The 26,353-nt window shown below is 58.0% G+C and carries 25 protein-coding genes and 1 riboswitch; of the genes, 11 read left to right on the top strand and 14 right to left on the bottom strand.

What is annotated here, in order from left to right; translation table 11 throughout:
* Position 1 precedes the first annotated feature (1 nt).
* The 4 genes from flgK to BDE40_RS12770 all read right to left on the bottom strand — a co-directional run bounded on the left by flgK (position 2) and on the right by BDE40_RS12770 (position 4,195).
* Positions 2 to 1,450 carry a flagellar hook-associated protein FlgK gene (gene flgK, locus BDE40_RS12785; RefSeq protein ID WP_134015099.1) on the bottom strand — a complete coding sequence of 483 codons (1,449 nt, stop codon included), beginning with the start codon at positions 1,448 to 1,450 and terminating at the stop codon, positions 2 to 4.
* Positions 1,451 to 1,471: 21 nt separating this feature from the next.
* Positions 1,472 to 2,779, bottom strand: coding sequence for a flagellar hook protein FlgE (locus tag BDE40_RS12780; protein WP_134015097.1), 1,308 nt, complete (start codon positions 2,777 to 2,779; stop codon positions 1,472 to 1,474).
* 97 nt (positions 2,780 to 2,876) lie between these two features.
* Positions 2,877 to 3,686: a flagellar motor protein MotB gene (locus BDE40_RS12775; protein ID WP_134015095.1), complete on the bottom strand. Its 810-nt coding sequence runs from the start codon at positions 3,684 to 3,686 to the stop codon at positions 2,877 to 2,879.
* A gap of 86 nt (positions 3,687 to 3,772) precedes the next feature.
* Positions 3,773 to 4,195 carry an Lrp/AsnC family transcriptional regulator gene (locus BDE40_RS12770; protein WP_134015093.1) on the bottom strand — a complete coding sequence of 141 codons (423 nt, stop codon included), beginning with the start codon at positions 4,193 to 4,195 and terminating at the stop codon, positions 3,773 to 3,775.
* 134 nt (positions 4,196 to 4,329) lie between these two features.
* On the opposite strand from BDE40_RS12770, the gene rocF reads away from it, so the two are divergent.
* From rocF to BDE40_RS12755, 3 genes are all read left to right on the top strand, one after another.
* Positions 4,330 to 5,259, top strand: a complete 930-nt coding sequence (gene rocF, locus BDE40_RS12765) for an arginase (RefSeq protein ID WP_134015091.1) — start codon at positions 4,330 to 4,332, stop codon at positions 5,257 to 5,259.
* 11 nt (positions 5,260 to 5,270) lie between these two features.
* Positions 5,271 to 6,317 (top strand): ornithine cyclodeaminase, encoded by a 1,047-nt coding sequence (locus BDE40_RS12760; RefSeq protein ID WP_134015089.1) that lies wholly within the window; start codon positions 5,271 to 5,273, stop codon positions 6,315 to 6,317.
* 44 nt (positions 6,318 to 6,361) lie between these two features.
* Positions 6,362 to 6,508: riboswitch (FMN riboswitch) on the top strand.
* A 71-nt stretch (positions 6,509 to 6,579) separates the two neighbouring features.
* The gene (locus tag BDE40_RS12755; RefSeq protein WP_134015088.1) at positions 6,580 to 7,014 is read left to right on the top strand and encodes a 6,7-dimethyl-8-ribityllumazine synthase; all 435 of its coding nucleotides are present in this window, start codon (positions 6,580 to 6,582) and stop codon (positions 7,012 to 7,014) included.
* A gap of 133 nt (positions 7,015 to 7,147) precedes the next feature.
* Here the strand turns inward: BDE40_RS12755 and BDE40_RS12750 are convergent, their stop codons facing one another.
* On the bottom strand, positions 7,148 to 7,912 hold the full coding sequence (locus BDE40_RS12750; protein ID WP_134015086.1) for an SDR family oxidoreductase: 765 nt from the start codon (positions 7,910 to 7,912) through the stop codon (positions 7,148 to 7,150).
* Between the two features lie 58 nt (positions 7,913 to 7,970).
* On the opposite strand from BDE40_RS12750, the gene kce reads away from it, so the two are divergent.
* Positions 7,971 to 8,894, top strand: a complete 924-nt coding sequence (gene kce, locus BDE40_RS12745; protein ID WP_134015083.1) for a 3,5-dioxohexanoate:acetyl-CoA acetone transferase — start codon at positions 7,971 to 7,973, stop codon at positions 8,892 to 8,894.
* On the opposite strand, the gene BDE40_RS12740 is transcribed toward kce, so the two are convergent.
* From BDE40_RS12740 to BDE40_RS12700, 9 genes are all read right to left on the bottom strand, one after another.
* Positions 8,891 to 10,090: an NAD(P)/FAD-dependent oxidoreductase gene (locus BDE40_RS12740; protein ID WP_134015081.1), complete on the bottom strand. Its 1,200-nt coding sequence runs from the start codon at positions 10,088 to 10,090 to the stop codon at positions 8,891 to 8,893. The two genes, kce and BDE40_RS12740, sit on opposite strands and share 4 nt — an antisense overlap.
* Before the next feature lie 69 nt (positions 10,091 to 10,159).
* Entirely contained in the window at positions 10,160 to 10,552 is a 393-nt protein-coding gene (cueR, locus tag BDE40_RS12735; RefSeq protein WP_134015079.1) for a Cu(I)-responsive transcriptional regulator, read from the bottom strand.
* Positions 10,553 to 12,994, bottom strand: coding sequence for a heavy metal translocating P-type ATPase (locus BDE40_RS12730; protein WP_134015077.1), 2,442 nt, complete (start codon positions 12,992 to 12,994; stop codon positions 10,553 to 10,555).
* A 67-nt stretch (positions 12,995 to 13,061) separates the two neighbouring features.
* Complete coding sequence (locus BDE40_RS12725) at positions 13,062 to 14,090, bottom strand: ABC transporter ATP-binding protein (protein WP_134015075.1); 1,029 nt, start codon at positions 14,088 to 14,090, stop codon at positions 13,062 to 13,064.
* Complete coding sequence (locus BDE40_RS12720) at positions 14,078 to 15,502, bottom strand: mannitol dehydrogenase family protein (protein ID WP_134015073.1); 1,425 nt, start codon at positions 15,500 to 15,502, stop codon at positions 14,078 to 14,080. The genes BDE40_RS12725 and BDE40_RS12720 overlap by 13 nt, the downstream gene beginning before the upstream one ends.
* On the bottom strand, positions 15,499 to 16,392 hold the full coding sequence (locus BDE40_RS12715; RefSeq protein WP_134015071.1) for a helix-turn-helix domain-containing protein: 894 nt from the start codon (positions 16,390 to 16,392) through the stop codon (positions 15,499 to 15,501). The genes BDE40_RS12720 and BDE40_RS12715 overlap by 4 nt, the downstream gene beginning before the upstream one ends.
* Positions 16,392 to 17,222, bottom strand: a complete 831-nt coding sequence (locus BDE40_RS12710) for a carbohydrate ABC transporter permease (protein ID WP_134015069.1) — start codon at positions 17,220 to 17,222, stop codon at positions 16,392 to 16,394. Before BDE40_RS12710 ends, BDE40_RS12715 begins: the two co-directional genes overlap by 1 nt.
* A 2-nt stretch (positions 17,223 to 17,224) precedes the next feature.
* The gene (locus BDE40_RS12705; protein WP_073144020.1) at positions 17,225 to 18,085 is read right to left on the bottom strand and encodes a carbohydrate ABC transporter permease; all 861 of its coding nucleotides are present in this window, start codon (positions 18,083 to 18,085) and stop codon (positions 17,225 to 17,227) included.
* 133 nt (positions 18,086 to 18,218) lie between these two features.
* On the bottom strand, positions 18,219 to 19,526 hold the full coding sequence (locus tag BDE40_RS12700; protein ID WP_134015067.1) for an ABC transporter substrate-binding protein: 1,308 nt from the start codon (positions 19,524 to 19,526) through the stop codon (positions 18,219 to 18,221).
* Between the two features lie 319 nt (positions 19,527 to 19,845).
* Between BDE40_RS12700 and msrB the strand changes: the two genes are divergently transcribed.
* The 7 genes from msrB (at position 19,846) to BDE40_RS12665 (ending at position 26,353) form a co-directional block, all read left to right on the top strand.
* Positions 19,846 to 20,292 (top strand): peptide-methionine (R)-S-oxide reductase MsrB, encoded by a 447-nt coding sequence (msrB, locus tag BDE40_RS12695; protein ID WP_134015065.1) that lies wholly within the window; start codon positions 19,846 to 19,848, stop codon positions 20,290 to 20,292.
* Positions 20,289 to 20,795 (top strand): peptide-methionine (S)-S-oxide reductase MsrA, encoded by a 507-nt coding sequence (gene msrA / locus BDE40_RS12690; protein WP_134015063.1) that lies wholly within the window; start codon positions 20,289 to 20,291, stop codon positions 20,793 to 20,795. The genes msrB and msrA overlap by 4 nt, the downstream gene beginning before the upstream one ends.
* A 212-nt stretch (positions 20,796 to 21,007) precedes the next feature.
* Positions 21,008 to 21,598 (top strand): helix-turn-helix domain-containing protein, encoded by a 591-nt coding sequence (locus BDE40_RS12685; protein WP_134015960.1) that lies wholly within the window; start codon positions 21,008 to 21,010, stop codon positions 21,596 to 21,598.
* Between the two features lie 70 nt (positions 21,599 to 21,668).
* Positions 21,669 to 23,258: an ABC transporter substrate-binding protein gene (locus tag BDE40_RS12680; RefSeq protein ID WP_134015061.1), complete on the top strand. Its 1,590-nt coding sequence runs from the start codon at positions 21,669 to 21,671 to the stop codon at positions 23,256 to 23,258.
* A gap of 77 nt (positions 23,259 to 23,335) precedes the next feature.
* Positions 23,336 to 24,445: a M24 family metallopeptidase gene (locus tag BDE40_RS12675; protein WP_134015059.1), complete on the top strand. Its 1,110-nt coding sequence runs from the start codon at positions 23,336 to 23,338 to the stop codon at positions 24,443 to 24,445.
* Positions 24,439 to 25,446: an ABC transporter permease subunit gene (locus tag BDE40_RS12670; protein WP_134015057.1), complete on the top strand. Its 1,008-nt coding sequence runs from the start codon at positions 24,439 to 24,441 to the stop codon at positions 25,444 to 25,446. Before BDE40_RS12675 ends, BDE40_RS12670 begins: the two co-directional genes overlap by 7 nt.
* A gap of 1 nt (position 25,447) precedes the next feature.
* The gene (locus BDE40_RS12665; protein WP_134015055.1) at positions 25,448 to 26,353 is read left to right on the top strand and encodes an ABC transporter permease subunit; all 906 of its coding nucleotides are present in this window, start codon (positions 25,448 to 25,450) and stop codon (positions 26,351 to 26,353) included.

The following is a 26,353-nucleotide window of genomic DNA, read 5'->3' as shown; positions in this document are numbered from 1 at the left end:
GTTATATCCTCAGCAATGATTGAAGCATTTCGTCGACGGCCTGAATAACCTTGGCATTCGCGGCGTAGTTCCGTTCGATCAGCAACAGCTTTTGCATCTCTTGATCAGTATCGACGCCACCGGCCTGCTCTACATCGCGGAAAGCTTGAACCCGGGTTGCTTCGAAGCTTTGCCGTTGCTCAGAACCGTGCCGGTTTTGGCTCACTTGTGACAGAAAATCCCCCATCAAAGCAGAGCTTGAGCCAGCAATGGAAAATGCCCCGCTGACCGGTTGCTGAGAGGCCGAGAAGACCTGCTCGTAGGCGCTCAAAAGCGTGTTGTCGGATGCAGGGCCCTGCGTGATCGCGTTAATGCCATCGCGCATTCGCCACGACGCGCCGCCGGTAGTAGTTTGCACCGCTGCATTAACCAAAAGTCTGGAGGCGAGTCCGGCCTCATCCAGCGGATCCAAAGCTCCGCCAGCATCGGTGAACAGCCCGGCTTGCCCGGGCAACAGCGTCGTATCCGCTGCAATGGCGCGGTCTATCAGATTGCGGGACAATGCATCCAGATTTGTCTGCACGGTGGGGATATCCTGGTCGCGCACTGCAAATGCGCCGGCCAAGGCCCCACCTGATATGGCTTCAATCGCAGAGCCGTTCACGCTAGATGCCCCGACGATTTGAATGCCGGACAACGCGCCGCTTGCGAGGGACATATCCGGTGTGATTACGCCGGTCGGGGTGAACTGGAACTGCGCTGCTTGATAGTCAACAAGGGTCGTGCCGTTGGGTGTAACCAACGCGATTTGTCCGTAGTCTCGGCTCACCGCCTGAACGGGGACAATCGAGCTGATACCATCCACCACCGCTTGCCGTTGATCCATAAGGCCTGATGGGTCACCACCCGAATTCACCTGTTGACGAATTTCGCGGTTCAATCTGTCGACGTCTGTCAGGGCTGAATTCAACAAACCGACCTGTGAGCCTATTGATCGATCAGCAGCTTCCCGTTTGCCAACAAGCTGGGCGGAGATATCATTTATTTTCCCGACCAGCCCCAGGGCGCTATCGACCACAGCGCTTAAACGGGAGCCACTGGATGGATTGGCCGCAGCCGCGATCAGGCTCTGGTCAAACCGGTCCATAAACGCTGAAAGCGAAGAGGCCATATCAGGCGTTCCTATCGTCTGCTCCACCGAGGCAAAGAAACTGGCGCGTGCGTCTTGATAGCCCAGCTCTGCTTGCGCCAGACGACGGTCCGCGATGGCAGTTTGGTTGACTACGCGATCCACACCGGAGATTCTCACACCAGCGCCTTGGCCGCCTACGGTAGCAGCCCCAAGTGAAAGCTCCCGTCGCCCGTAGCTTTCGGTCATGGCGTTCGCGACGTTGGCCGATACCAGTTCTGCCGCCCGGGATACCGCTGTCAAACCGGACACTGCGTTGGAAAGAGACGCTGATATGCTCATGCGAAGACCCCCTACTCTAAATTAGCGTTTGATATTGGTCGTTTCCTGCAGCATCTCGTCCACGGTCTGAATCACTTTGGCGTTGGACGAATAAGCCCGCTGCGTTTGAATGAGCGCCGTCAGCTCGCCAGCAACATCAGTGGTCGATTCCTCAAGTGCATAGCCAAGGATGTCTCCGGTCGGACCATCGCCTGCGTCCCACAGGAAAAACGAACCGCTGTCATTCGACGGAACATAGGTTTGATTATCCATTGCCGTCAGCCCATTCGGGTTGGGCAGGTCCACCAAGGGAATTTGATAAATCGTGCGCGTGATTCCGATGTCGAAAGTAGCTTGGACATACCCGTTGGCGTCCACGTCCACAGAGGTCATGTTACCAACAGGAGAGCCGTCTTTCGTGATCTGTGTCGGCGCAAAACTATCTGATAACTGCGTCACGCCGGTTCCGGACCCCAAATCACCGATCGTGATCTCCAACGGGCCGCCATCCAGTGTCACAGGAAAACTGCCCGTGGCCGGATCATAGTCCCCGCCAACGGCTGACGTGCGCACAACACTCGCCAGCGTACCGCCGCTGCCTCGCGTGTCGTCGAAGGTCATGGTGTATTCCCCGACGACGGCACCACCACTGGCAGAGTCGCTGAGTTGCATGGTCCATTGATTGGACGCGCCAGATGCTGGAATCACTGGGGTGTATGTCACAAGAAGATTTTGCGATGTGCCCAAATTATCGAAGTACTCAACCGAAAGTTCCAGAGACTCCCCACTTGCACCCGCTTCGGTTTCGGTTGCAGGCAGGTTCACACCAAGGCTCATGCGTGTGGTCGGCTCCCCTGCGAACTGATTGACGTTGATCTGGATTGGCTGAAGCCCGTCGGCGGTATCACGCGGGAACGTAGGGACAGTACCGTCTGAATCTGCAGGCCAGCCCATCAGAACCATACCGGTATCGGTTGTCAGATATCCTTGCGAATCCGTGCGGAACGATCCGGTGGTGGCCAGCCGGAAGGGTATGTCCCCGCCCTGCAAATTCACGGCCGATTCAGTCGTGATAGGTAGAAAACCCCGACCGCGAACGGCCAGATCAGTCGAGTTGGTCGTCGTTAGAAGCGCGCCAGCCTGATCAATCAGACGTTGGGATGTAACTCGCACGCCACCCGCAGAATAGCTGCCCTGACCGTTCGAAATGACCATCGAATGAAACTGTGTTTCAGCACGCTTGTAGCCATTTGTCCCGGAGTTCGCGATATTGTCGGAAATCGTTGACAGACGGCTTGCGTTGGCGGCCAAGCCCGCGACGCCGGCATTGAGGGAGGAGGAAATCGTCATAATGCGCCTTTCTGAAGCATACGTCTTGCGAGCCACTATCCGAACGCCGCCTTAACATCGCGCTAACAGATAAAATTCGAACGAGATTGCTAAACGGTCAGCGCATTTCGCGCAGCAAAGTGACTTCAAGCCGGTTGTTGCGGACCGACATCGGGTCATCGAGCAATGGCTTGCTCTGACCGTAGCCCGTCAAACGCTCAAAGCGGTTGGGATCCATTCCATGAAGGTCCATCAAATCGCGTGTAACATGCGCGCGGGCGGTTGTTTCGTCCCATGCAGGATTATCAATCAGCACGCTGGGATAAGCCCGAGAATGACTGGAAATAGAAATGCGATTGGTCACCGCTGCGAACGTCTCCACGAGCATTTTGGATATCTCACGCAGGACCGAAGTCGGTTGTCCGCTTTGAGGGTCAAACAAGGGAGCGCCTTCCAAGTCGAATATCTCCACGACAAGACCTTCATCAGTGACATCTGTTATGATGTGCTCCAGCGCGAGTTCCTTGATTAGGCTGTCGCCACCCTTGCCGAGAATTCCGTTCGCAAGTTCGGTGAGCTTCGCCTGATCTTCACCCGCAAGGGTTCCCTGTTCCGTCAGGAGTATTTCCGGCACACCACCTTGCCCGGATTGCGGCAGGCGGCTTTCGATCAATAGAGAATTTCCACCGAACGCCCCGGCACCACCTCCGGACACACGAGCAATAGCAATCGTCGGCGCAAAGTAATCCGCGAGTCCTTTGCGCTGTTGTTCGGTCGTCGCATTCAGCAGCCACATCAACATGAAAAACGCCATCATCGCCGTCACAAAATCGGCATAGGCAACCTTCCATGCACCGCCGTGATGCCCGCCACCACTGATAACCTTCTTGCGCTTGATTATAATGGGGCGGGCCGAATTGTCGCTCATGCTTGTCCTCGCAGTGTTGTCTGGCGGACTAAAACAGATGCAACTGAAACACCGGTTAACAATTAAAATTGATCAGTTTTTTCCAATTACCCTCTGGCACGGTCAAGCAACAACGACGTCTCACTGCCGGTGACCCCCTGCACTTCACGCACCTGTCGCAATATGCGGTCGAAATCTGGAAGGCTGACTGTTTCGATTTGCGCAACCAAATCCCAGACACCATTTGTCGTGTGCAAATCTACGATCTCCGGCATGCGCCTGAGCTGTTTGACCACCGCTGCGGTTTGCGCGCCCTTGACCTCAATCATCATGATCGCATGGATTAAATCATCCAGCCCGACCTGCCCCAACTCGATGGTGAACCTGCGGATCGTGCCATCGTGCTTCATGCGATCCAGACGCGTCTGAACTGTCACGCGCGACACCCCAAGCGCACCGGCCAAAGTCGTTACAGACGCCCTGCCATCCTGTTTTAGCAGCGCTACTAATTTCTGATCTGTTGCGTCCATTTTTATCCATTTATATACATATTGATAAATTCATTGCTCACTATGATAAAGAATATATCCATATTTTCCATACTGATTATCGCATTTGCGAAATAACTTGGATAATTTCAATGCAACCCACTTAGGAGAGCGAAATGACCTCGAAATCATGCACACTTATCGGCGCGCCCGTTCAATCCGGCGCCAGCCAACCCGGTTGCGTTATGGGACCAGATGCGTTTCGCACGGCCCGCTTAGCAGAAACTCTGGGTGATCTTGGCCACAGCGTCAGCGACATTGGCAACGTCACCGCAAACGATTTGCCCGACGTGACCCACGCAAATGGGGCCATTCACGATCTGGCGCAGACCGTTGCGTGGGCGAAGGCGTTGGAAAGCGCCGCGTTTGACGCCGCTCAAAGCTCCGACATGCCCATTTTTCTGGGCGGTGATCATAGCCTTTCCATCGGAACAGTGCCCGGCATTGCGCGGCACTGGGCATCGAAAGACCGTCCGCTCTTCGTGCTGTGGTTGGATGCGCACCCAGACTTTCACACGCTGGACTCGACCAGCAGCGGCAACCTGCACGGCACCCCTGTGGCGTATTTCAGCGGGCTTCCCGGCTTTGACGTTTACCCGCCCTTGGCGGCACCTGTCGATCCGGCGAACCTGTGCATGCTGGGCATCCGCTCGGTTGATCCTGCGGAAAACGCCGCACTGGCGGAGCGCGAGGTGGAAGTCAGCGACATGCGTGCAATTGACGAGCATGGCATTGCAGCGCCGTTGCGTGCCTTCCTAGAGCGCGTGCGCGAAGCCGACGGCGCGTTGCACGTGTCCCTCGATGTGGATTTTCTGGAGCCATCCATCGCCCCTGCCGTCGGTACAACAGTGCCCGGTGGCGCCACATTCCGCGAGGCGCATCTGGTGATGGAAATGCTCTGCGACAGCGGGCTGGTTACCTCGCTTGATATGGTCGAGCTGAACCCGTTTCTGGACGAGCGCGGCCGCACCGCCAGTCTGATGGTTGATCTATGCGCCAGCCTGATGGGTCGCAAGGTTCTTGACCGCCAGACAAAACGCTTCTGAGAGGAAACACTATGACAACGCCTTCAAAACTCGCCCTAGTCCCGTTCGTTTCAGTCGACAACATGATGAAGCTGGTCAACAAGATCGGCCCCGCTCCGATGATCGCAGAGATCGCCGATTACATTGAAACCGACTTCAAACGCTGGGAGCTGTTCGACAAGACCCCGCGCGTCGCCGCGCATTCCGACGAAGGCGTTATCGAGTTGATGCCAACCTCCGACGGCGAAAGCTACGGCTTCAAATACGTCAACGGCCACCCTGCCAACATGGCGCGTGGTTTCCAGACTGTGACGGCTTTCGGTGTGCTGGCGCGGGTCGATAATGGCTATCCGGTGCTGCTGTCGGAAATGACGATCCTGACGGCGCTGCGCACCGCCGCAACCTCCGCCTTGGTGGCAAAATACTTGGCACCGAAGGGCGCAAAGGTCATGGCGATGATCGGCAACGGCGCGCAGTGTGAGTTCCAAGCGCTGGCGTTCCAAACCATCGTCGGCATCGACACCGTGCGCCTGTACGACATTGACCCCGAGGCCACCGCGAAGGCCGCCAGAAACCTCGCAACAACCGGCCTGAACGTGATTTCCTGCACCTCGCCTGAGGAAGCCGTGGCAGGCGCGCAGATCATCACCACCTGCACCGCTGACAAACAATGCGCAACCATCCTGACCGACAACATGGTAGGTGCGGGCGTTCACATCAACGCCATCGGCGGCGACTGCCCCGGCAAGACGGAGCTGCACCGCGACATCCTCCTGCGCTCCGACATCTTCGTCGAATACCCGCCGCAGACTCGCATCGAGGGCGAGATTCAGCAGTTGGACGAGGATCACCCTGTCACCGAGCTATGGCGCGTAATGACCGGCCAAGCCGAAGGCCGCCGCGACGCGCAACAGATCACTCTGTTCGATAGCGTAGGCTTCGCCACCGAAGACTTCTCGGCCCTGCGCTATATCCGTGACCAACTGGCCACCCACGACACCTTTATCGAGTTGGACATGCTGGCCGACCCCGACGATCCGCGCGATTTGTTCGGCATGGTCGCACGTGCCGCTTCGTAAGACGCATTTGCGCTTGCACCCCAAGGAACGGCCCGCCATCTTGGGGCTGTTCTCAGGGCGGGGTGAAATTCCCCACCGGCGGTAAGCGGCGAAGGCCGTAAGCCCGCGAGCGCCTTTGCCTTGGCAAAGGGTCAGCAGATCAGGTGCAACTCCTGAGCCGACGGTCACAGTCCGGATGAAAGAGAACGAGCGTTGCGCCCTTTGGGGCGGAGCGCCCGTGATCGCCTTGGGTGACGTGTCTGTTGCAAAAGGAGAGATCACCATGACACCCACCCGATACGCGTTCGTCAAAGCCAACTGGCACTCGGATATAGTCGACCGGGCGCTGGAAGGTTTCTGCGAATTAATCCCCGCGTCGCAAGTCGATGTATTCGACGTGCCCGGTGCGTTCGAAATGCCGCTGGTCGCCCGCGATCTGGCTGCGTCCGGCAAGTACGGGGCCGTGGCCTGCGCAGCGCTGGTGGTCGATGGCGGCATTTACCGCCACGACTTTGTGGCCCAAGCGGTCGTGGACGGCTTGATGCGGGCAGGCTTGGATACCGGCATTCCGGTGTTGTCAGTGTCCCTGACCCCGCACCACTTCCAAGAGACCGAGCACCACATGACCATCTATCGCGACCACTTCGTCACCAAGGGCCGCGAGGCGGCGCAGGCCGCGTTAATGATTGGCAAAACACGGGCGGCGCTGGCGGCTTAGTGCAAAAGGTGCATCCGGGAGGACGTCACTTCCTCCGCGGTTCGCAATGACCGGCGAGACGGGATACTTTACTCGGATGCCTTTCCATTTTCACGCGAACCTTCGGGCACTGCAACAAGAATCGCGCTTAGCCTTAAGCCAGCTTCTGCGTGTCCCCGCAGATCGAGATCGCCTGTCCAGAAATGGTTCTTCCCCGCGTGGATGCGAGGAACAGGCACTGGTCGGCGATCTGCTGCGGGGTCACGTAGTCCTTGATGGAAACGTGGGAGAACGCCTGCGCCTCAGTGACCTCATAGGCCTGCCCCAACCGCTGCGCCTTGGCCTCCAGCACGCGGCGTTGGCGGTCGCCTGCGACCAAGCCGGGCAGGATCGCGTTGGCGCGGATGCCGTGGGGGCCAAGCTCCAGCGCCAGTGATTTGGTGAAGCCGATGACGCCCCATTTGGCGGCAGCGTAGGGGCTTCGCATGGCAAAGCCGACGCGCCCCGCGAGTGAAGACAGATTGATGATCGAGCCGTTGGCGCTCGCTTTCAACGCCTCTACCGCGCAGCGCGTTGTGTTGAATTGCGAGGTCAGGCAGATCGTCAGCGTATCGTCCCAGCCGTCTGGCGGGATGTCTTCGACCGCGCCCGTCGGCCCCGCGATGCCTGCGTTGTTCACGACGCAGTCCAGCCCGCCCATGTCGCTGATCGCTTGCGCCATGAACCGGCTCACCGCGTCCCGGTCGGACACGTCGACTTGTGCGGTGGTCATACCGTCGACCGTGGCCAACGCCTCCGCGTCTATGTCGCACACCGTCACCACTGCACCCTCATCGCGGAAGCCTTCTGCAATCGCGCGACCGATGCCGCTTGCCCCTGCGGTGACGATCACGCGGTGGTCTTTCAAACCCAAATCCATAGTGCCCCCTTTCCTGAACTTCGCCACTACGACAGTATCAGCGAAAAGGAGACCCGCAATGTCCGATCCCGTCATCGTCACCGCCGCCATCACAGGTGCCATCCACACACCCACCATGTCGGACGCCCTGCCCGTCACGCCGGAGCAGATCGTGGACGCCGCCGTGGGTGCCGCAGAAGCGGGGGCCGCCATTGTCCACCTGCACGCCCGCAATCCCGAAAACGGCGCACCAGACCAAAGCGCAGAGGCGTTCGCGCCGATCCTTGGCGCGATCAAGGCGCGGGCGGATGTGGTTATCAACATCACCACCGGCGGCGCGCCAACCATGACCGTTGCCGAGCGCGTACGCCCCGCGCAGCACTGGCAGCCGGAGCTTGCCTCGCTCAACATGGGGTCGATGAATTTCGGGCTGTTCGGAATGCTGGGGCGGTTTCCGGAGCTAAAACATCAGTGGGAGGCGGACTACCTCGGCAACCGCGACATCATCTTCCGCAACACATTCCAAGACATCGGCTTCGTCCTCGACACTCTTCGCGACAGCGGCACGCGGTTCGAGTTCGAATGCTACGACACCGCGCATCTTTATAACCTTGCCCATTTTCGCGATGCGGGCAAAGTCGAAGGTCCGCTATTGATCCAGACCGTGTTCGGCCTGCTGGGCGGCATCGGGGCGCATCCCGATGATGTGGCACATATGAAGCGCACGGCGGACCGGTTGTTTGGCAATGACTACGTATGGTCGGTGCTGGGCGCGGGGCGGCACCAGATGCCCTTGGCGGCAATTTCCGCATCGCAAGGCGGCAATGTCAGGGTCGGTCTGGAGGATTCGCTGTGGCTGGAGAAAGGCGTGATGGCACCGTCCAGCGCGGCGCAGGTCGCCCGCGCGAAGGAAATTATCGAAGGCGTGGGCCGACGCCTCGCCACACCGGACGAGGCACGGGCAAGGCTGGCGCTGAAAGGCGGTGACCAAACCGCGTTCTAGATCACCGCCCGCTCGACAAAGCTCTCCCGCGCTATAATCCGCTCGACTCCGAAGGGCGACAGGTCCAGCGAGCGGTACTCGCCATAGGTGATCCACTCCGCCACGCCGCGCCCTATGGCAGGGCTTTGCTGAAGGCCGTGGCCGGAGAAGCCGTTGACGAACAGGAAGTTCTCCAGCTCGGGCGACGGGCCGACAATCGCGTTCTGGTCAAAGGCGTTGTAGGCGTAATGCCCGACCCATGAATTCACCAGCTTGGCCGTCTCGAAGGCCGGCACGCGGGTGGCGGCGGCAGGCCAGACCTTGTTTTCCCAGATCGAATGATCCTCGACAAAATCGTCATAGGCTACGGCAGGATCGTCGTCCGGCGGGCAGCCCGCCATGTAGTATTTCCCGTCGCTGCGCATATGCACGCCGGAGGGGTCAATGGTCAGCGGCAGGTCACGATCCAGCGGGGTTTCAGCGTCGAAAATGAAGGTGTAGCGCTTGCGGGGCTCGACCGGAATATCCAGCCCCGCCATCTGCGCCGTAAGCGCCGCACGAGGGCCGGAGCAGTTCACCAAGGTGCCGCAAGAGATGGTCTCTCCCGACGCCAGCGTCACACTTTTAACCCTGTCGCCCGCACTGTTACGGGTGATGCCGCACACCTCGTTATGAACGTATTCGGCCCCCTGCGCACGGGCCTTGCGCTTCCACCAATCGAAGATGGTGCCGCCGTCGAAATAGCCCTCGTTTATCAGGTTGTGATTGCCGCCGATGATGCCGTCGAGGTTGTAGAACGGATAGGCCGCCTTGATCTCATCCACTGCCATAAACTTGGTGCCAGCCCCAAGGCGCTGCTGTATCTGCTGGCTTTCACGTAAGGTTTGCGCGAAGACCTCGTTGTCGGCCAGATACATATAGCCATAACTTTGCAACACGATCCTGGGCGCGGCGTCGTCTTGCATGAATTCCTGAAAGCCGTGAATGAACTCCGCCCCGAACTGGGAAATCTTGATATTCACCTCTGCCGAGAACTGCTGCCGGATGCAGCTGTTCGTATGCGAGGTCGAGGCGAATTCGTAGGTCGGGTCACGCTCCACCACCAAGATCGAGCCACCAAAATCAGGGTTGCGCGACAGCCACCACGCAACCGAGGAGCCATAGATAGCACCCCCGACAATCACCACGTCGTAGCTTGTTCTTTTTGGTGCCTGCATAACCCTGTCCTCCCCCGTGCAACACGGGCATCAGACATATCAGACAGCTCTTTGGCAATAGCTTGTGAACTAGCTGCGCGGCTTTCCCAGCCCGGTCAGGATCGGGCAATCAGGCCGCCCATCTCCGGCGCAGTCGCGCACAAGTTCGCCCAACGTGTCCCGCATGGATTGCAGGTCCGCGATCTTGCGGTCAATCTCGTCCAAATGCTCGCCCGCGATCCGCTTCACATCAGAGCTGGCCCGCGACTGATCCTCCCAAAGAGCCAGCAGCGCGCGGCAGTTTTCGATGGTGAAACCCAGTGCGCGCGCACGGCTCAGGAAGGTCAGCTTATGTAAGTCGGTTTCGCTAAACGCACGATAGCCGTTCCCGTCACGTGCCGGACGGATCAACTTGATATCTTCGTAATACCGTATCGTTTTTGCCGGCAGCCCTGCGCGCTCGGCCACTTCACCAATGTTCATTCAAGCACCTCCCATCCGACGCAGCCTAAGCGCGTTGCTCACCACAAAAACGCTCGACAATGCCATCGCGCCAGCAGCCAACATAGGCGACAGGAGGATGCCCCAGGTTGGATAAAGCACTCCCGCTGCGACAGGAATGAGAGCCGTGTTATAGGCGAAAGCCCAAAAAAGGTTCTGGCGAATATTGCCCATGGTCCTGCTGCTCATATCAACCGCTCGCAGCACGCCAGACAACTCACCCGACATCAACACCACATCTGCAGTCTCAATCGCCACATCGGTTCCGGTTCCTACCGCAATGCCGACATCAGCCGCCGCCAAAGCCGGAGCGTCATTGATTCCATCCCCTACAAAAGCCAAAGCCCCTTCGCCTTTCAATTCTGCCACCGCGTCCGCCTTGCCATCTGGCATGACGCCAGCGACGACCTTTTCAATACCTAACTCGCGCGCGACCGCCTTGGCGGTATGAACGGTGTCGCCGGTTATCATAGCGACCTTGATGCCACTTCGGGCCAGTTTAGACACGAGTTCGGCAGCCTCGGGCTTAACTGGATCAGCGACCGCAATGACACCCACAAGCACGCCATCGATGGCGATAAACACGGGAGTCTTGGCTTCATTCGCCCACTGGTTGGCCTGTGTGGCAAGGTCGCCCAAACCGATATCTTCTTTGGCCATGAGCCGGTCAGCACCGACCAACACGTCGCTGTCTCCAACACGCGCCCGTAGCCCTAACCCCGTGATCGAGGCGAACTCCGAAGCGGTCGGGATGCTCACTCCGCGCGCCTCGGCCTCGCGCACGATCGCGGCTGAAATCGGGTGTTCGGACAAGGCTTCTACCGCCGCAACTTGTGCTAGAACAATTGCCTCGTCACGCCCTTCGGATACTACGAAATCGGTCAACTCGGGTCGGCCCATGGTTAGCGTGCCGGTTTTGTCGAAAGCGATTGTTTTTACCTGCGACAGGGTCTGCAAGGCAGAGCCCTTACGGAACAAAACCCCAAGCTCCGCCGCGCGACCTGTTCCGACCATCACCGATGTCGGTGTCGCCAATCCCATGGCACAGGGACACGCCACAATCAGGACCGAAACGCCCGCAACAAGCGCATGAGCAAGGGTCGGCCCGAAACTAAGCCACACAAGAACCGTGACCAATGCTGCGAGCAGCACTGCAGGCACGAACCAGCGCACAACCTGATCGACAACCGCCTGGATGGGCAGCTTGGCACCTTGCGCCTGTTCGACCATGCGTACGATGCCCGCCAGCACCGTGTCGCCCCCGACAGCGGTGGCCTTCACCTGCAACGCACCGGTGCCATTCACCGTACCACCAATCACCGCATCCCCTGCGCGATGTTCCACCGGAACAGGTTCCCCGGTCACCATGCTTTCATCCACGAAGGACTGCCCGTCGACAATCTCGCCATCCACTGCGACCCGCTCACCGGGACGAACCAGAACGACATCCCCTTTCGCGATCTCGGCGATTGGCACTTCAACCCAGTCCCCATTGCGCCGCACATCCGCAACCGAAGGTTGCAGCCCCAGAAGCGACTTGATCGCGGACCCGGTCTGCGCTTTCGCACGAGCCTCAAGCCAGCGACCGAACAGGATCAATGTCACGATCACCGCTGCCGCTTCGAAATAGACGGCGCGGCTTCCGGCAGGTAGCAGAGTTGGCGCGAAAAGTGCGACGGATGAAAACAACCAAGCCGCAGATGTGCCAAGAGCAACAAGCGCATTCATCTCGGGCGCGCCGCGTAACAGCGCCGGAAACCCGTCCCACAAGAACCGCCGACCGGGCCACAGCAATACCGCCGTCGCCAGAACCCATTGCAAAAGCCAGCTTGTCTGTTGCCCGATAGTGCGCTCGACCAAATCGGCCATGCCCGGAATGAGATGCCCGCCCATTTCGATAATGAACACCGGCAAGGTCAGCGCTGCAGCGATCAGGGTGTCGCGCCGCAATGTGTCCGCTTCGGCGTCGTGCTTGCTCTCAGGTGTTGGTGAGTTGCTTTCCGCGTCCAATGGCGTTGCGGCATATCCCGCGTCGGTAATGGCGCGGGCAACGTCTTCCTGCGTTATACTGCCTTTCAGCCAAGTCACCGTGGCTATGGCAGTCGCCAGATTGACCGATGCGTCCACCACGCCCGCCAGACCTTGCGCTCCGCGCTCCGCACGTCCCACACAGGACGCGCAAGACAAACCGTCAACGGAAAATCGCGCTTCCTCCGTCACGGCCGGATAGCCAGCGCCGCTCAACGCTTGAACCAGAGTCTTGGCATCCGCGCCTTCCGCGTCGACTTCGGCGCGCGAGGTGGCCAGATTCACGGCGGCAGACGCCACGCCTTGCACCGCTTGCAACGCTCGCTCGGCCCTCCCCACGCAAGACGCGCAGGACAGGCCTTCAATTTCGAAAGACAGATGAGTAGCCGTGGGCATGGAACAAGCCTCTGAATGTGTCAGTGACTCGTTATATGGTGCTTCCAGCTACTGGAAGGTCAACCCCTCAGGATGTTTTAGATATCCCGTCAGCAGAAAAGACGTGAAGCCGTTCCGGAACCGCAGTGAAATGCAATGTATCGCCATGCGCCTGCGTTGGCGGTGTTTCCATCTTGGCGATGAACTCCGATCCGGCAGGGGAAATCAGGTGAGCCAGCGCGTATTCGCCCAACTGCTCAACCAGCTCCAGCTTGCCCGACACAAAGGCGGAGTCTGCGTCGCATTCGATCAGGTGTTCAGGGCGAATGCCCAACGTGTCGCCATCCACAAAGACTGACGGGCGGGAGTCAGCAACCACATCGGCCGCAACGAAGAAGTTCATTTGAGGGCTACCGATGAACTGTGCAACGAAGGCATTCGCAGGGCGTTCGTACAACTCGATGGGCGAGCCGACCTGCTCGATCATACCGTCGCGCAGAACAACAATCTTATCGGCCAAAGTCATCGCTTCGACTTGGTCGTGTGTCACGTAAATCATCGTCGACTTGAGACGCTCGTGCAGGCGCGCAATTTCCAAACGCGTTTGCACACGCAAGGACGCGTCGAGGTTCGACAGCGGCTCGTCAAACAGGAACACTTCCGGGTCGCGTACAATGGCGCGACCAATGGCCACCCGCTGGCGCTGACCACCCGACAAATTACGCGGGCTACGTTCCAAGTAGTCGGTGATTTGCAGTACTTCGGCGGCGGACCGGACGCGACGGTCGATTTCGTCCTGAGGCGTCTTCGCCTGCTGAAGACCAAACGCCATATTCTTGTAAACCGTCATATGCGGGTAAAGCGCATAGGTCTGGAACACCATGGCCACGCCACGCTTGGAAGGTGCCACTTCGTTCACGACGCGGTCGCCAATGGCAACCGTCCCGTCTGAAATGTCTTCCAGACCGGCAATCATGCGAAGCAAAGTGGACTTGCCACACCCCGACGGGCCAACAAAGACAACGAACTCGCCGTCATTAATATCCAGATCGACGCCATGCATAACCTGCACGTCGCCATAGCGTTTCACCAAATTGCGTATGGTTACACCGGCCATGTTAGCTCCATTTCTTTGATCGCGCCGCGTAGGGCGTTGGAGAAGTCTTGGAAGCGGTCAGGTAGGTCCGCCCAAAGAAGCTTCGAAGTACAAAAAGCGTCCAGCCCTGCATCCCCTTGGAGCATGTCCTCCAAAGAGGCCCAGCTGGGTTCGAGATAGGTAAAAGGAATGTTTCCTGCCGCCACGTGCTTGGCGAAAACATACCAGCTCGCAACCGACCGAAGCCCGGCGTCGGGTGTGAACCCTTGGGCGAAACATTCTTCAAGTGTCGGTCGAATGAAAATAGGGAACTTCGCCATACCGTCCGCGCAAATACGCGAGACGGAGTCCGCGATCGCGGCATTGCCGAAACGGTCTGCGATGCTTTGAAGATATTCCGCACGGTCGAAAGGCAGATCAAGCGTCAGGGCTGGTAGAACCTCGTCACGTTCATAGGCCCAGAAATGGGCATTCAGCTCAGGGTCCCGCATTGCGGCATCGAAGGTCTCCAGACCACGCAAAGCCGCAAGATATGTCAGGCAAGTATGTCCGCCGTTCAGGATACGGATTTTGGCTTCTTCATAGGGGTGAACATTCTTCGTTACCGTAACGCCAACCGCAACCAGATCAGGCATTTCGCTGGCAAAATCGTCCTCCAGAACCCACTGAACGAAGGATTCCGCAATCACCGGTGCGGCCCCGTCACGGCCGAACAGCGCGCGGGTTTCAGCCTCGAGGTCGGGGCTACTGCGCGGCGTAATCCGGTCGACCATCGAACACGGGAAGGTCACGTTTTGCTGCACCCAATTTGCCAGATCGGCATCCCCAAGCAGGGTCAGATACCGCTTGAAATTTGCCCCCAGTTTGGTGCCGTTTTCACGAATGTTATCGCAGCACAAAACAGTAAGCGCCCGACCACTTGCGGCTTTCCGGGCCTTCAAGGCAGCGGTCAGATAGGCATAAACGGACACAGATTTTCCGCCTGAAACCTCGGATACGATAGTCGGGTCTTCGGGGTTCAGCGCGCCAGAATCGTCAGTGTAGTAGCCGCTTTCGGTGACCGTGATTGTCACGGCGTGAACTGAGGGCAGCGCCAACAACTCTTCGGCTTGGGCAGCGTTCTTGCTCCAGTCCTCAAAAGCCACATGCGCGCGGACTTTGCGAAACGAAACCTGCCCGTCAGGCGAGATAGACTTGATCACGTAGCCATCAGCATCAGCACTATGCCGCGCAAAAGCGTCTGCCTCGGCTGCACGTAGATTGACCGCGGCGATGCCCCACCGCAGATCGCCCGTCTTTTCCATCATGTCATCGATATACATCGACTGGTGCGCACGGTGAAACGCGCCGAAGCCCAAATGCACAATACCAATTGAACAGGCATTCCTGTCATAGCTGGTGGCATAAAGGGACTTTTGGTTCGGCTTGTTCATGACGCGCGCGTCCCTTTGGAGGCCAATTCGTGACGCGCAAAATCGCGATATGCCGAAGGGGTCATTTCCTTCATTTTCAGGAACTGACGGTTGAAATTGGCGAGGTTCTGAAACCCCACATCATAGCAAATCGCCGAAATCGGCTCATCAGTAGCATAGAGCATGCCGCATGCCTGCCCGATGCGCACGCGGTTTACGAACTCGACGAAACGGTGGCCCGTCACAGCTTGGAAGTTGCGCGAAAACGACGTCGTGCTCATGCCAGCTTTCTGAGCTGCCAGATCAACCGAAATATCGTCGGCGAAATTTTTGACGATGTGATTGATCACCTCCGCGATGCGCGTCTGTTTGCTACCGCCTTCGGGCTGCACAATTTTCATCACCGACAGTGCTTTCTTTTCCGCGTGCTCGTTTACACGAATAAGAAACCTGAGAAGTGCCACAATACGCTCCGGCCCTTTGGAATCGCGGATCGCCTCAAGATGGCCCTGCGCAAAGGTCGGGTTGAAGCCGACAAATTCGATGCCCGATTGGGCAAGGGTCAACATCGGGCGCAGATCCAGAAACTCCGGAAAGGCGGTCGCTAGGCGGTCCAGACTGCTTTGGCTGAATTGCACCATCATATCGCGGACTTTGACCGGATCGCTGTAGACCTCGTCGGTGATCCAGTTATGCGGCAGATTTGGCCCTGTCAGGAACAGGCTTCCTGGATTGAAATCACCGATATAGTCGCCAACAAAGGCTTTACCGCGCGTCTCGGTAATCAAATGCAGCTCGTACTCACGGTGGCTGTGCCAACGGCACAATTCCGTGGGCCAGCCATGCTCAAGATAGCGGACACTCTCTATCGCACGGTCAACAACTTCGATTTCCGGTTGGATAATCGACATTACTTCACCGCCCCGAATGTCAGGCCTTGGACCAATTGCTTTTGCGCCATCCAGCCAAATACCACAATCGGTGCGCAGGCCAGCGTCGACACGGCGGAAACCTTCGCCCAGAACAGTCCCTCAGGCGCTTGGAAGGAGGCCACGAAGGCGGTCAGAGTACTGGCGTCAGTTGTCGTCAGAACAATCGACCAGAACGCTTCATTCCAGCACAAGATGATGGACAGCAAAGCGGTCGACGCAATCCCGCCCCATGCCAGTGGCAGGACGATCTGGCGAATTTCATTGAAGGTCGACGTCCCGTCCATCCGCGAGGCTTCCAAAATCTCTTTCGGAATTTCGCGGAAGTAGTTGAACAGGATCAGCATCACAATCGGCAGGTTCATCATTGCGTAGATGACAACCAGAAGGGTCCTTGTGTCGAACAGGTCAAACTTCTGCGCCAGAAAGTAGATCGGCATCATAACACCAACTGCAGGCAACATCTTTGTGGACAGCATCCACATCAACACATCCTTGGTACGATGCGTGGTGTTGAACGCCATGGAATAGGCCGACGGAATTGCGATCAGCAGCGCCAGCAAGGTGCCGCCAAAGGCCGTGATGACCGAGTTCATGGCGAACTTGAAGTAGTTCGTGCGCTCTTGAATCTCCAGATAGTTCTCCAGCGTCGGCTCGAAAATCAGCAGCGGTGGCACCTGAATGGCCTGCCCTTCCGTCTTGAGGCTGGTGAGAACCATCCAGAAGATCGGAAAGAAGAACACAAGGGCGGCGATCCATGCGGCCGTTACGGCGGCGCGGTCGATCCAGATTTGGCGTTGTCTATCGGTCATGATTACACCGTCAATGTTTTGCCAACAGCGCGGATGAGGAACAGCGCGACAATGTTGGCGAGGATGATTGCAAAGACACCACCGGCGGAGGCTACGCCCACGTCAAAGGCTTGCTGCGACTGGATATAGATTAGGTAGGTCAGGTTGGTGGACGACACGCCCGGACCGCCGGAGGTTGTCACGAATATCTCGGCAAAGATCGACAGATGGAAGATCATCTGAATCAGCAGCACGATGGAAATCGGGCGGGCCAGATGCGGCAGCGTCAGGTTCCAGAACTGGGACCAGAAGCCAGCGCCGTCGAGGGTGGCCGCCTCTTTTTGCTCTTGGTCTTGGGACTGAAGCGACGTCATGAAAATCAGAATCGCGAAGGGCGTCCACTGCCAGCTGACCATCAAAATGATCGAAAACAGCGGGTACTGGGCCAGCCACTCAACCGGCTCCAGACCAAATGACTTTGAGAAGGCGGCGAACAACCCGTTATTCGGATCCATCAGCATGTTCTTCCAGACCAGTGCCGACACGGTTGGCATGATAAAGAACGGTGAGATCAGCATAACACGGGCAATCCCGCGACCACGAAACGGGCGGTCGATCAGGATCGAAATGGCAAGGCCAAGGACAATGGTAATGACCAGTACGGAGCCGACGAGAACCAGCGTATTGATCAGCGCCGGACCAAAGGACGGGTCGGTGGCGAAGAAGCGGTAGTTATCAAGACCGATGAAACCGGTGCGCTCAGGGTACAGCAGGTTGTAGCGGATGGTCGAGAAGTAGATCGTCATGCTCAGCGGGACGATCATCCACACCAGAAGCAAGATTACGCTCGGTGCCTGTAGCCATCTGACAAGTGTCGGATTCATGGAGTAGCCCCTTGGTTGGCAGTTCGATCAGAACGCGGACAGCGTTCGAGAAACCAATTATAGAGTAGAGTAACGCAGAGAAGAGAGGTCGAGGCGGGCACCGAAGCGCCCACCCCTAACAGTCAGCCTAGGCTTAGTAGTAGCCGGCTTTCTTCATTTCACGGTCCGCAGCAGCTTGGCCATTTGCCAGAGCTTCTTCAACCGTGATGTTGCCCGCAAGCGCATCGGTCATTTGCTGACCAACAGCTGTACCAATTGCTTGGAACTCGGGGATCGCAGCGAACTGAACACCAACATAAGGGGATGGGTTCATTGTGCTGTCTTCCGGGTTCGCAGACAGGATGGCTTTCAGTTCAGCTTCGTCGAAGGTTGCAGCTTCCTGAAACTTCGGGTTGTCGTAGGTGGACTGACGTGTGCCAGTCGGCACCGAGCCCCAACCGTTCTTGGATGCAACAAGTTCGATATAGGACTTGGAAGTTGCCCACTCGATGAACTTTTTGGCGTCGTCGCCTTGCTTGGTACCGGCCGGAACAGCCAGCGCCCATGCCCACAACCAGTTCGCACCTTTGGTGGTCGCTTTTTGTGGCGATTGTGCGAAGGCGATCTTGTCAGCCACTTTGGACTGCGCAGGGTCGGTCACGAAGGAAGCCGCGATAGTTGCGTCGATCCACATGCCGCATTTGCCTTCGTTCATCAAAGCAAGAATCTCGTTGAACGAGTTCCCTTCAGAGCCGGGAGGGCCCGATTCGTTGAGCATCTCAACGTAGAAGGTGACTGCATCTTTCCAAGCTTCGGAATTCAGAGCAGGTGTCCAGTCTTCGTTGAACCATTGTGCGCCGAACGAGTTCGCCATTGTCGTGATGAACGCCATGTTATCACCCCAACCCGGCTTGCCGCGTAGACAGATACCGTAGACGCCTTCGTCCTTGTTGGTGATCGCCTTAGCAACTTCGCGGATGTGATCCCAGCTCGGGTTGTCCTCGATGGACATGCCAGCAGCTTCGACCAGGTCCTTGCGGTACATGATCATCGACGATTCACCGTAGAATGGTGCCGCGTACAGTTTGCCTTCGTGGCTCAGACCGCCGCGCATCGCGGGCAGAATGTCATCAACGTCGTATTCGGCGTCGAAAGTCAGCTCTTCCAACCAGCCACGCGCACCCCAGATCGGAGCCTCGTACATACCAATGGTCATAACGTCGAACTGGCCACCCTTGGTGGTGATGTCCGTCGTAACGCGGGAGCGCAAAGTGCCCTCGTCAAGCGTAACCCAGTTCAATGTGATGCCTGGATTTGCAGCTTCAAACTCTGGGGTGAATTTTTGCATTTCGACCATGTGGCCGTTGTTTACTGTGGCGATGGTAAGCTCGCCGGCGAATGCGGTCGTTGCACCGGCGACGCCGATGGCAAGACCTAACGCAGTATTGCGAAGAGATTTCATGTTATCCTCCCTGAAATCACGGTTTGCAGAATTCCGTGAGGTAAGCTTGCTGATCTTCCCGCTTCTCAGCCAATATCATTTTATCAAGGATTGATACTTTTTGTGCGCCTACTGCGGCAAAGTACGAGAATTTGCGTCAGAATAATACAACCCGCACCCCTTTCCACGCCCAAACTCCAGGATTTCATGACTCCCTCGGGTGGTCGAATCATGTTCCTGCCCACCGAAGTCCCGCTCGAAAATTTGGTTTAGAATTGGAATTCTTGCCACCAGCATCCTATTTTCAAACCAACGGACCGAAACGCAAAGGATCTGCGCCATGAAATATGAAAAGACCGAAGAAGCGCTGGCGAAACTCACAGCCGAGCAATTTCGTGTAACGCAGGAGAGCGGCACGGAACGCCCCTTTACCGGAGAGCTGACAGACAACAAGGAGCCAGGGATCTATGTCGACATCGTCTCTGGCGAGCCGCTTTTCGCGTCGTCGGACAAATTCGAATCCGGCTGCGGGTGGCCCAGCTTCACCAAGCCCATCGTTACCGACCACGTAACAGAACACCGCGACGCTTCTTTGGGCATGGTCCGCACAGAGGTCCGCTCGATGCACGGGGATAGTCACCTCGGGCACGTCTTCCCCGATGGCCCCGCCGACCGCGGCGGGTTGCGCTACTGCATCAACTCCGCCAGCCTGCGCTTCATTCATCGCGACGAGATGGAGAGTGAAGGCTATGGCGATTTCGTGGATCAAGTGGAGGAAATCGAATGACTGAACGCGCTGTTCTGGCCGGTGGCTGCTTCTGGGGCATGCAGGATTTGATCCGCAGGTTGCCCGGCGTTGTCTCGACCCGCGTGGGCTACACTGGCGGCGATATCGAGAACGCCACCTACCGCAACCACGGCACTCACGCCGAAGGAATCGAGATTACTTTTGACCCCGAGCTGACAAGCTACCGCACGCTGCTCGAGTTCTTCTTCCAGATTCACGACCCGACGACACCCAACCGGCAAGGCAATGACCGTGGCATGTCCTACCGCTCCGCGATTTACTATGTCGACGATGCCCAGAAAGAGGTCGCGCTCGACACGATCGCCGATGTCGACGCCTCCGGCCTCTGGCCCGCCAAGGTGGTGACAGAGGTGGAGCCCGTCGGGGATTTTTGGGAAGCCGAGCCGGAGCATCAGGATTATCTGGAGCGAATCCCGAACGGATACACATGCCACTTCGTCCGACCGGACTGGGTTCTGCCACGTCGTGCAGCCGCCGAATAGCTAGAGGTTGATAAGCGCGGCCTTATTTGCAAGGGCAACCGTCGCTCCAGTCAACTACTTTCACTGTCAGAATAATTTTTATTGTTGACCCTCACAAGATGTCACGACAGGCTACACCCTAGGAACGCCAACGAGCGCCTACGGGGAAACAGTTGCCACAGACGACAGTACAAGCGAAAGCACGAAAACCGGCCGAAGGGCTGGGTTTGCGGATGCGCGCACAGCGGCATCGGTTGTCGATGACGTTACAGCAATTGTCAGCGATGTCTGGTGTCTCGGTCGGCTACCTAAGTCAGGTGGAGCGTGGCAACGCGACACCTACCTTGGGCACACTCACACAAATCGCACAGGCGTTGGAGGTGGACGCTGGTTATTTTGTCCGCCCTCCCCGTGCCGTCGACAGTCTGACCCGCAGCGCAGCCCGGCCCAAATTCGCTGTGTCTGGATCCTCCATTGAATACGAGCAAATCGGCGCGGAACGTGCAGGGCACGAACTGACATCCTTTGTGATGAACGTCCCCCCGGGATACGAATCCGAGGTGGTCACCCATATCGGCGAGGAAATCATCTACATCCTTGAGGGTGAGATTTCACAAATGGTCGGCGAGCGGGAATACCTGATGGGGGTGGGTGACAGCCTGCACTATCTCGGGTCGACCCCGCATTGCTGGTCCAACAAGACATCCCGGCTCGCCCGCATTCTGTGGGTTGGCCGGATGCAATACGATAAGTCCGGCGAGATCGGACAACTAGAGGCCACGCAACATGAGACTACGCGTGAGATGCTACCACTCAGGCCTTGAAACCCATCACCATCAGCGGCATCGATAGGTCGCTGACCACAACAAGTCGTCAACTAGGAGAGAAAAACTGATGTCTTTTAACAAAATCATGGCCACTGGCCTGTTGCTGAGCACGCTGGGCGTGTCGGCGCATGCGCAATCACTGGTCTATTGCTCGGAAGGCTCGCCCGAAGGCTTTGACCCAGCGCTGTATACCGCTGGCACCACCTTCGACGCGTCCAGCCACCCGATCTACAACCGCTTGGCGGAATTCAAGGTTGGCACCACGGAAACAGTTCCTGCTTTGGCTGAAAGCTGGGAAGTGTCCGAAGACGGCAAAACGGTAACCTTCAAGCTGCGCAAGGGCGTGAAGTTCCACTCCAACGCTCAGTTCACACCAACGCGCGACTTTAACGCGGATGACGTGATTTTCAGCTTTGACCGTCAGGGCAACGCGGAAAACCCCTACAATCAGGTTTCCGGCGGCACGTGGGAATACTTCGGTGGCATGTCCATGCCTGACCTGATCGAGAGCATTGAGAAGGTCGACGACTATACGGTTGCGTTCAAGCTGACTCGCCCCGAAGCGCCAATCATCGCCAACATGGCAATGGACTTCGCCTCCATCGTGTCCAAGGAATATGCGGACGCCATGCTCGAAGCTGGCACGCCCGAGATGCTAAACCAAGCGCCAATCGGCACTGGCCCGTTCGCGTTCCAAGCGTATCAAAAAGATGCGGTTATCCGCTATCTGCGTAACGACGACTACTGGGGCGACAAAGCCAAGGTTGAAAGCCTGATCTTCGCAATCACGCCTGACGCCTCCGTGCGCTTCCAGAAGGTCCAAGCGGGCGAATGTCACGTAATGGCCTATCCTAACCCGGCAGATGTCCAGTCGATGAAAGACGACAATGACATCGTGGTGATGGAGCAAGAGGGTCTGAACGTCGGCTATCTCGCCTACAACACCCAAGTCGCGCCTTTCGATAACCCGAAGGTTCGCAAGGCCCTGAACATGGCGATCGACAAGCAAGCGATCATCGACGTGGTCTTCCAAGGCTCTGGCCAGATCGCCAAGAACCCGATCCCACCGACCATGTGGTCCTACAACGACGCGATCGAAGACGATAACTACGACCCCGAAGCCGCGAAAGCTGCGCTCGAGGCCGAAGGTGTCTCCGATCTGTCGATGAAGATCTGGGCGATGCCGGTTCAGCGTCCGTACAACCCGAACGCCCGCCGCATGGCCGAGCTGATGCAGGAGGATTTCTCCAAGGTCGGCGTGAACGTGGAGATCGTGTCCTACGAGTGGGGCGAGTATCTTGAGCGCTCCAAAGCCAAGGACCGTGACGGTGCGGTTCTGCTGGGCTGGACCGGTGACAACGGCGATCCGGATAACTTCCTCGCAGTTCTGTTGGGCTGTGACGGCGTAGAGAAATCCAACCGCGCACAATGGTGCAACGAGGAATTCGATGCGATCATCCAGAAAGCCAAAGTTCTGCCAACACAGGCAGAGCGTGCGAAGCTCTACGAAGAGGCACAAGTCATCTTCAAGGATCAAGCACCTTGGGCCACCATTGCGCACTCGGTTGTCTACATGACCATGCGTCCGGAAGTTGAAGGCTATGTCGTGCACCCGCTGGGCGGCCACATCTTCAACCAAGTCGGCCTGTCGCAATAAGCGGCTGATAGACCTGAGGGGCGGCGCACCATGCGCCGCCCCTTCCATATTTTGCGAATTTCAAGGCGCACCACATCATGCCCCAATCACTTGAACAGCGTCTTTCTGAGTATGCCGGTGTTGCCGCCGATTTGGGCGTAGATGCTGTGGCATTGGTGCCCGGCCCTAATTTCACCCGCGCAATCGACCAGAGCTTCATGAGCCACGAGCGGCCGTTCCTTTTGGTTATTCCAGCTAACAAACCATCCGCTGCCTTGGTGCCAAACCTGGAGTTGGGCAGCTGGAACCAGGTCGGGTTTGACGGCGCCGTGTTCGATTGGCGCGACCAGACGGGCTATGCAGACGCCTTCGCCGCACTGATTGACCACTTGGGCATCTCGTCTCTGGCTGTCGAAGGGCAAGTGATGCGCGTATTCGTGCACCATGCCCTGATCGCCGCGCAGCCATCGCTGAAGATCACCGACGCCGAACGCGAAATCTCCGGTCTGCGTATGATCAAGACCTCTCAAGACATTGCTGCGATGCAGGACGCCATTGATATATCAGAGCGCGCGTTGCACCGGACTCTGGACAGCGTCAAGCTGGGCCAGACCGAAAAACAAATCGAACAGATGCTCATCAAAACGCTGTTTGACGAAGGCGCGGATGATCTGGCCTTCAACCCGATTGTGGTCGCCGGAGACGGCACCGCCATGCCCCACGCCCACGCGCGGCATGACTACAAGGTCAAGGCAGGTGATGCCCTGCTGATCGACTTCGGCGCGCGCAAGAACGGGTTTGCCGCCGACATCACGCGCACGGTGTTTCTCGACCACGTCTCCGATGAAGGGCGCGCGGTCTATGACGCGGTGCTACAGGCCAATCTGGCCGGCTTGGCTGTCACCCGCGCAGGTGTCACGGCCCACGAAATTGACGATGTCGTCACCGGTGTGCTCGAAGCCTCGCCCTATGCTGACCGCATTCGCACCAAAACCGGACACGGGCTGGGCCGAGACGTGCATGAAGCCCCTTACATCATGCGCGGCAACCACATGACGTTACCCGCCGGAACCGTTTACACCAACGAGCCCGGTTTATATCAGATAGGCAACTTCGGCGTGCGCATCGAAGACGATGTGCTTATAACCGAAGATGGCTACCAAACCCTGACCCATTTCCCCAAAGAATTGATGGTGATTTCGTGCTGAATTATGCCCTAAGCCGCCTGCTTACCTTCATTCCCACCTTCATCGGGGTGACGCTGATCTCGTTCAGCTTCATTCGCGCCCTGCCAGGGGACCCCATTCAGGTCATGGCGGGCGAGCGGGGCATATCAGACGAACGCTACGCCGAACTGGCCAAACAATTCGGCTACGACCGCCCTATCTATGTGCAGTTCTGGGATTACCTGACAGGCGTTCTGCAAGGCGATCTGGGAAACTCCTTCGTCACCAAGCGCCCCGTCTGGGACGAGTTCTTCGCGCTCTTCCCCGCAACGCTGGAACTTTCCATCTGCGCCATGATCTTTGCCGTAGCACTGGGCTTGCCCGCAGGGGTGATCGCCGCCGTAAACCGCGGTAAGTTCTTCGACCGCGCGCTGATGTCGACCGCCCTTGTGGGCTACTCTATGCCAATCTTCTGGTGGGCCTTGCTGCTGATCATCGTGTTCTCGGGCAACTTGCAGTGGACACCAGTGTCAGGGCGCATTGACCTGCTCTACTACTTCCCCGACCCAACTGGTTTCATGATCATCGACAGCCTCGCCTCGGGCCAAAAGGGTGCCTTCACCTCGGCAATGCGCCATCTGATCTTGCCCACAATCGTGCTGGGCACGATCCCGTTGGCAGTGATTGCACGCCAAACCCGTTCCGCGATGCTGGAAGTTTTGGGCGAAGACTACATTCGCACCGCCCGCGCGAAGGGTATGTCCCCGGGCCGGATCAACGGCATTCACGCGCTGCGCAACGCGCTGATCCCCGTGATCACCGTAATTGGTTTGTCGGTTGGCACATTGCTGGCGGGCGCGATCCTGACCGAGACCATCTTCAGCTGGCCGGGCATCGGCAAGTGGATGGTCGATAGTATTTTCCGGCGCGATTATCCCGTCGTGCAAGGCGGCCTGCTGCTGATTGCCGTGATGGTGATGATCGTAAACCTTACCGTTGATATGCTCTACGGCGTCATCAACCCCAAGATCAGGAAACGCTAGGATGGACGACGCACTCTCAGCCGAAGCAGAGACAGTTCAGGACCGCCCGGGCCGCCTGCGTGAATTCTGGTTTTACTTTCGCGAGAACCGCGGCGCGGTCATCGGCCTATGGATATTCGCGGTTTTCGCGTTCCTCGCTTTCTTCGGGCCGTGGATTGCGCCGCATGATGCAACCGCCCAATACCGCACCGCGACCTTGCAGCCCCCCGTCTGGCAGGACGGCGGCTCATGGACCCATATCCTCGGCACCGACCCGTTGGGTCGCGATATGCTGTCCCGCCTGATTGTCGGCGCGCGCTATTCGTTCTTTGTCGGGGTCGTTGTCGTCAGCATCGCCGCCACCGGCGGCATCATCATCGGGCTGATCGCCGGCTTCGCTCCCAAATGGGTCGACAGCATCATCATGCGCATCATGGATATCGTGCTGGCCTTTCCGTCCCTGCTGCTGGCGCTGGTGCTGGTGGCCATTCTGGGGCCGTCGCTGACCAACGCGATGATCGCCATCGCCATCGTACTGCAACCCCATTACGTGCGTCTGACCCGCGCCAGCGTGTTGTCAGAGCGGCAGAAAGACTACGTGGTCTCCGCCCGCGTCGCAGGGGCGGGGATATTCCGGCTGATGTTCATCACCGTGCTGCCCAACTGTCTGGCACCGATTATCGTGCAAGCGGCGCTGTCATTCTCTACCGCCATTCTGGACGCCGCCGCCCTCGGCTTTCTGGGAATGGGGGCGCAACCACCCACGCCGGAATGGGGCACCATGCTGGCCGAGGCGCGCGAGTTCATCTTGCGCGCGTGGTGGGTCGTCACCTTCCCCGGCCTCGCAATTCTTGTGACCGTTCTGGCCATCAACCTGATGGGTGACGGGCTGCGCGACGCGCTTGATCCGAAACTGAAGCGGAGCTAG

Origin of the sequence: Litoreibacter halocynthiae (genome assembly GCF_004365635.1) — a bacterium.
Lineage (GTDB): Bacteria > Pseudomonadota > Alphaproteobacteria > Rhodobacterales > Rhodobacteraceae > Litoreibacter > Litoreibacter halocynthiae.
This window is presented reverse-complemented; position numbering and strand designations above follow the sequence as displayed.

Bases quoted from the DNA above. Each gene is read 5' to 3' on its own strand.
- BDE40_RS12720 (WP_134015073.1), bottom strand. From the start codon at position 15,502: ATGAACAAGCCGAACCAAAAGTCCCTTTATGCCACCAGCTATGACAGG.
- BDE40_RS12755 (WP_134015088.1), top strand. From the start codon at position 6,580: ATGACACCCACCCGATACGCGTTCGTCAAAGCCAACTGGCACTCGGAT.
- BDE40_RS12710 (WP_134015069.1), bottom strand. From the start codon at position 17,222: ATGACCGATAGACAACGCCAAATCTGGATCGACCGCGCCGCCGTAACG.
- BDE40_RS12780 (WP_134015097.1), bottom strand. From the start codon at position 2,779: ATGACGATTTCCTCCTCCCTCAATGCCGGCGTCGCGGGCTTGGCCGCC.
- BDE40_RS12665 (WP_134015055.1), top strand. From the start codon at position 25,448: ATGGACGACGCACTCTCAGCCGAAGCAGAGACAGTTCAGGACCGCCCG.
- BDE40_RS12715 (WP_134015071.1), bottom strand. From the start codon at position 16,392: ATGTCGATTATCCAACCGGAAATCGAAGTTGTTGACCGTGCGATAGAG.
- flgK (WP_134015099.1), bottom strand. From the start codon at position 1,450: ATGAGCATATCAGCGTCTCTTTCCAACGCAGTGTCCGGTTTGACAGCG.
- BDE40_RS12685 (WP_134015960.1), top strand. From the start codon at position 21,008: ATGCGCGCACAGCGGCATCGGTTGTCGATGACGTTACAGCAATTGTCA.
- BDE40_RS12700 (WP_134015067.1), bottom strand. From the start codon at position 19,526: ATGAAATCTCTTCGCAATACTGCGTTAGGTCTTGCCATCGGCGTCGCC.
- BDE40_RS12740 (WP_134015081.1), bottom strand. From the start codon at position 10,090: ATGCAGGCACCAAAAAGAACAAGCTACGACGTGGTGATTGTCGGGGGT.
- BDE40_RS12730 (WP_134015077.1), bottom strand. From the start codon at position 12,994: ATGCCCACGGCTACTCATCTGTCTTTCGAAATTGAAGGCCTGTCCTGC.
- BDE40_RS12705 (WP_073144020.1), bottom strand. From the start codon at position 18,085: ATGAATCCGACACTTGTCAGATGGCTACAGGCACCGAGCGTAATCTTG.
- BDE40_RS12725 (WP_134015075.1), bottom strand. From the start codon at position 14,090: ATGGCCGGTGTAACCATACGCAATTTGGTGAAACGCTATGGCGACGTG.
- BDE40_RS12760 (WP_134015089.1), top strand. From the start codon at position 5,271: ATGACAACGCCTTCAAAACTCGCCCTAGTCCCGTTCGTTTCAGTCGAC.
- cueR (WP_134015079.1), bottom strand. From the start codon at position 10,552: ATGAACATTGGTGAAGTGGCCGAGCGCGCAGGGCTGCCGGCAAAAACG.
- BDE40_RS12770 (WP_134015093.1), bottom strand. From the start codon at position 4,195: ATGGACGCAACAGATCAGAAATTAGTAGCGCTGCTAAAACAGGATGGC.
- msrA (WP_134015063.1), top strand. From the start codon at position 20,289: ATGACTGAACGCGCTGTTCTGGCCGGTGGCTGCTTCTGGGGCATGCAG.
- BDE40_RS12675 (WP_134015059.1), top strand. From the start codon at position 23,336: ATGCCCCAATCACTTGAACAGCGTCTTTCTGAGTATGCCGGTGTTGCC.
- kce (WP_134015083.1), top strand. From the start codon at position 7,971: ATGTCCGATCCCGTCATCGTCACCGCCGCCATCACAGGTGCCATCCAC.
- BDE40_RS12680 (WP_134015061.1), top strand. From the start codon at position 21,669: ATGTCTTTTAACAAAATCATGGCCACTGGCCTGTTGCTGAGCACGCTG.
- msrB (WP_134015065.1), top strand. From the start codon at position 19,846: ATGAAATATGAAAAGACCGAAGAAGCGCTGGCGAAACTCACAGCCGAG.
- BDE40_RS12775 (WP_134015095.1), bottom strand. From the start codon at position 3,686: ATGAGCGACAATTCGGCCCGCCCCATTATAATCAAGCGCAAGAAGGTT.
- rocF (WP_134015091.1), top strand. From the start codon at position 4,330: ATGACCTCGAAATCATGCACACTTATCGGCGCGCCCGTTCAATCCGGC.
- BDE40_RS12750 (WP_134015086.1), bottom strand. From the start codon at position 7,912: ATGGATTTGGGTTTGAAAGACCACCGCGTGATCGTCACCGCAGGGGCA.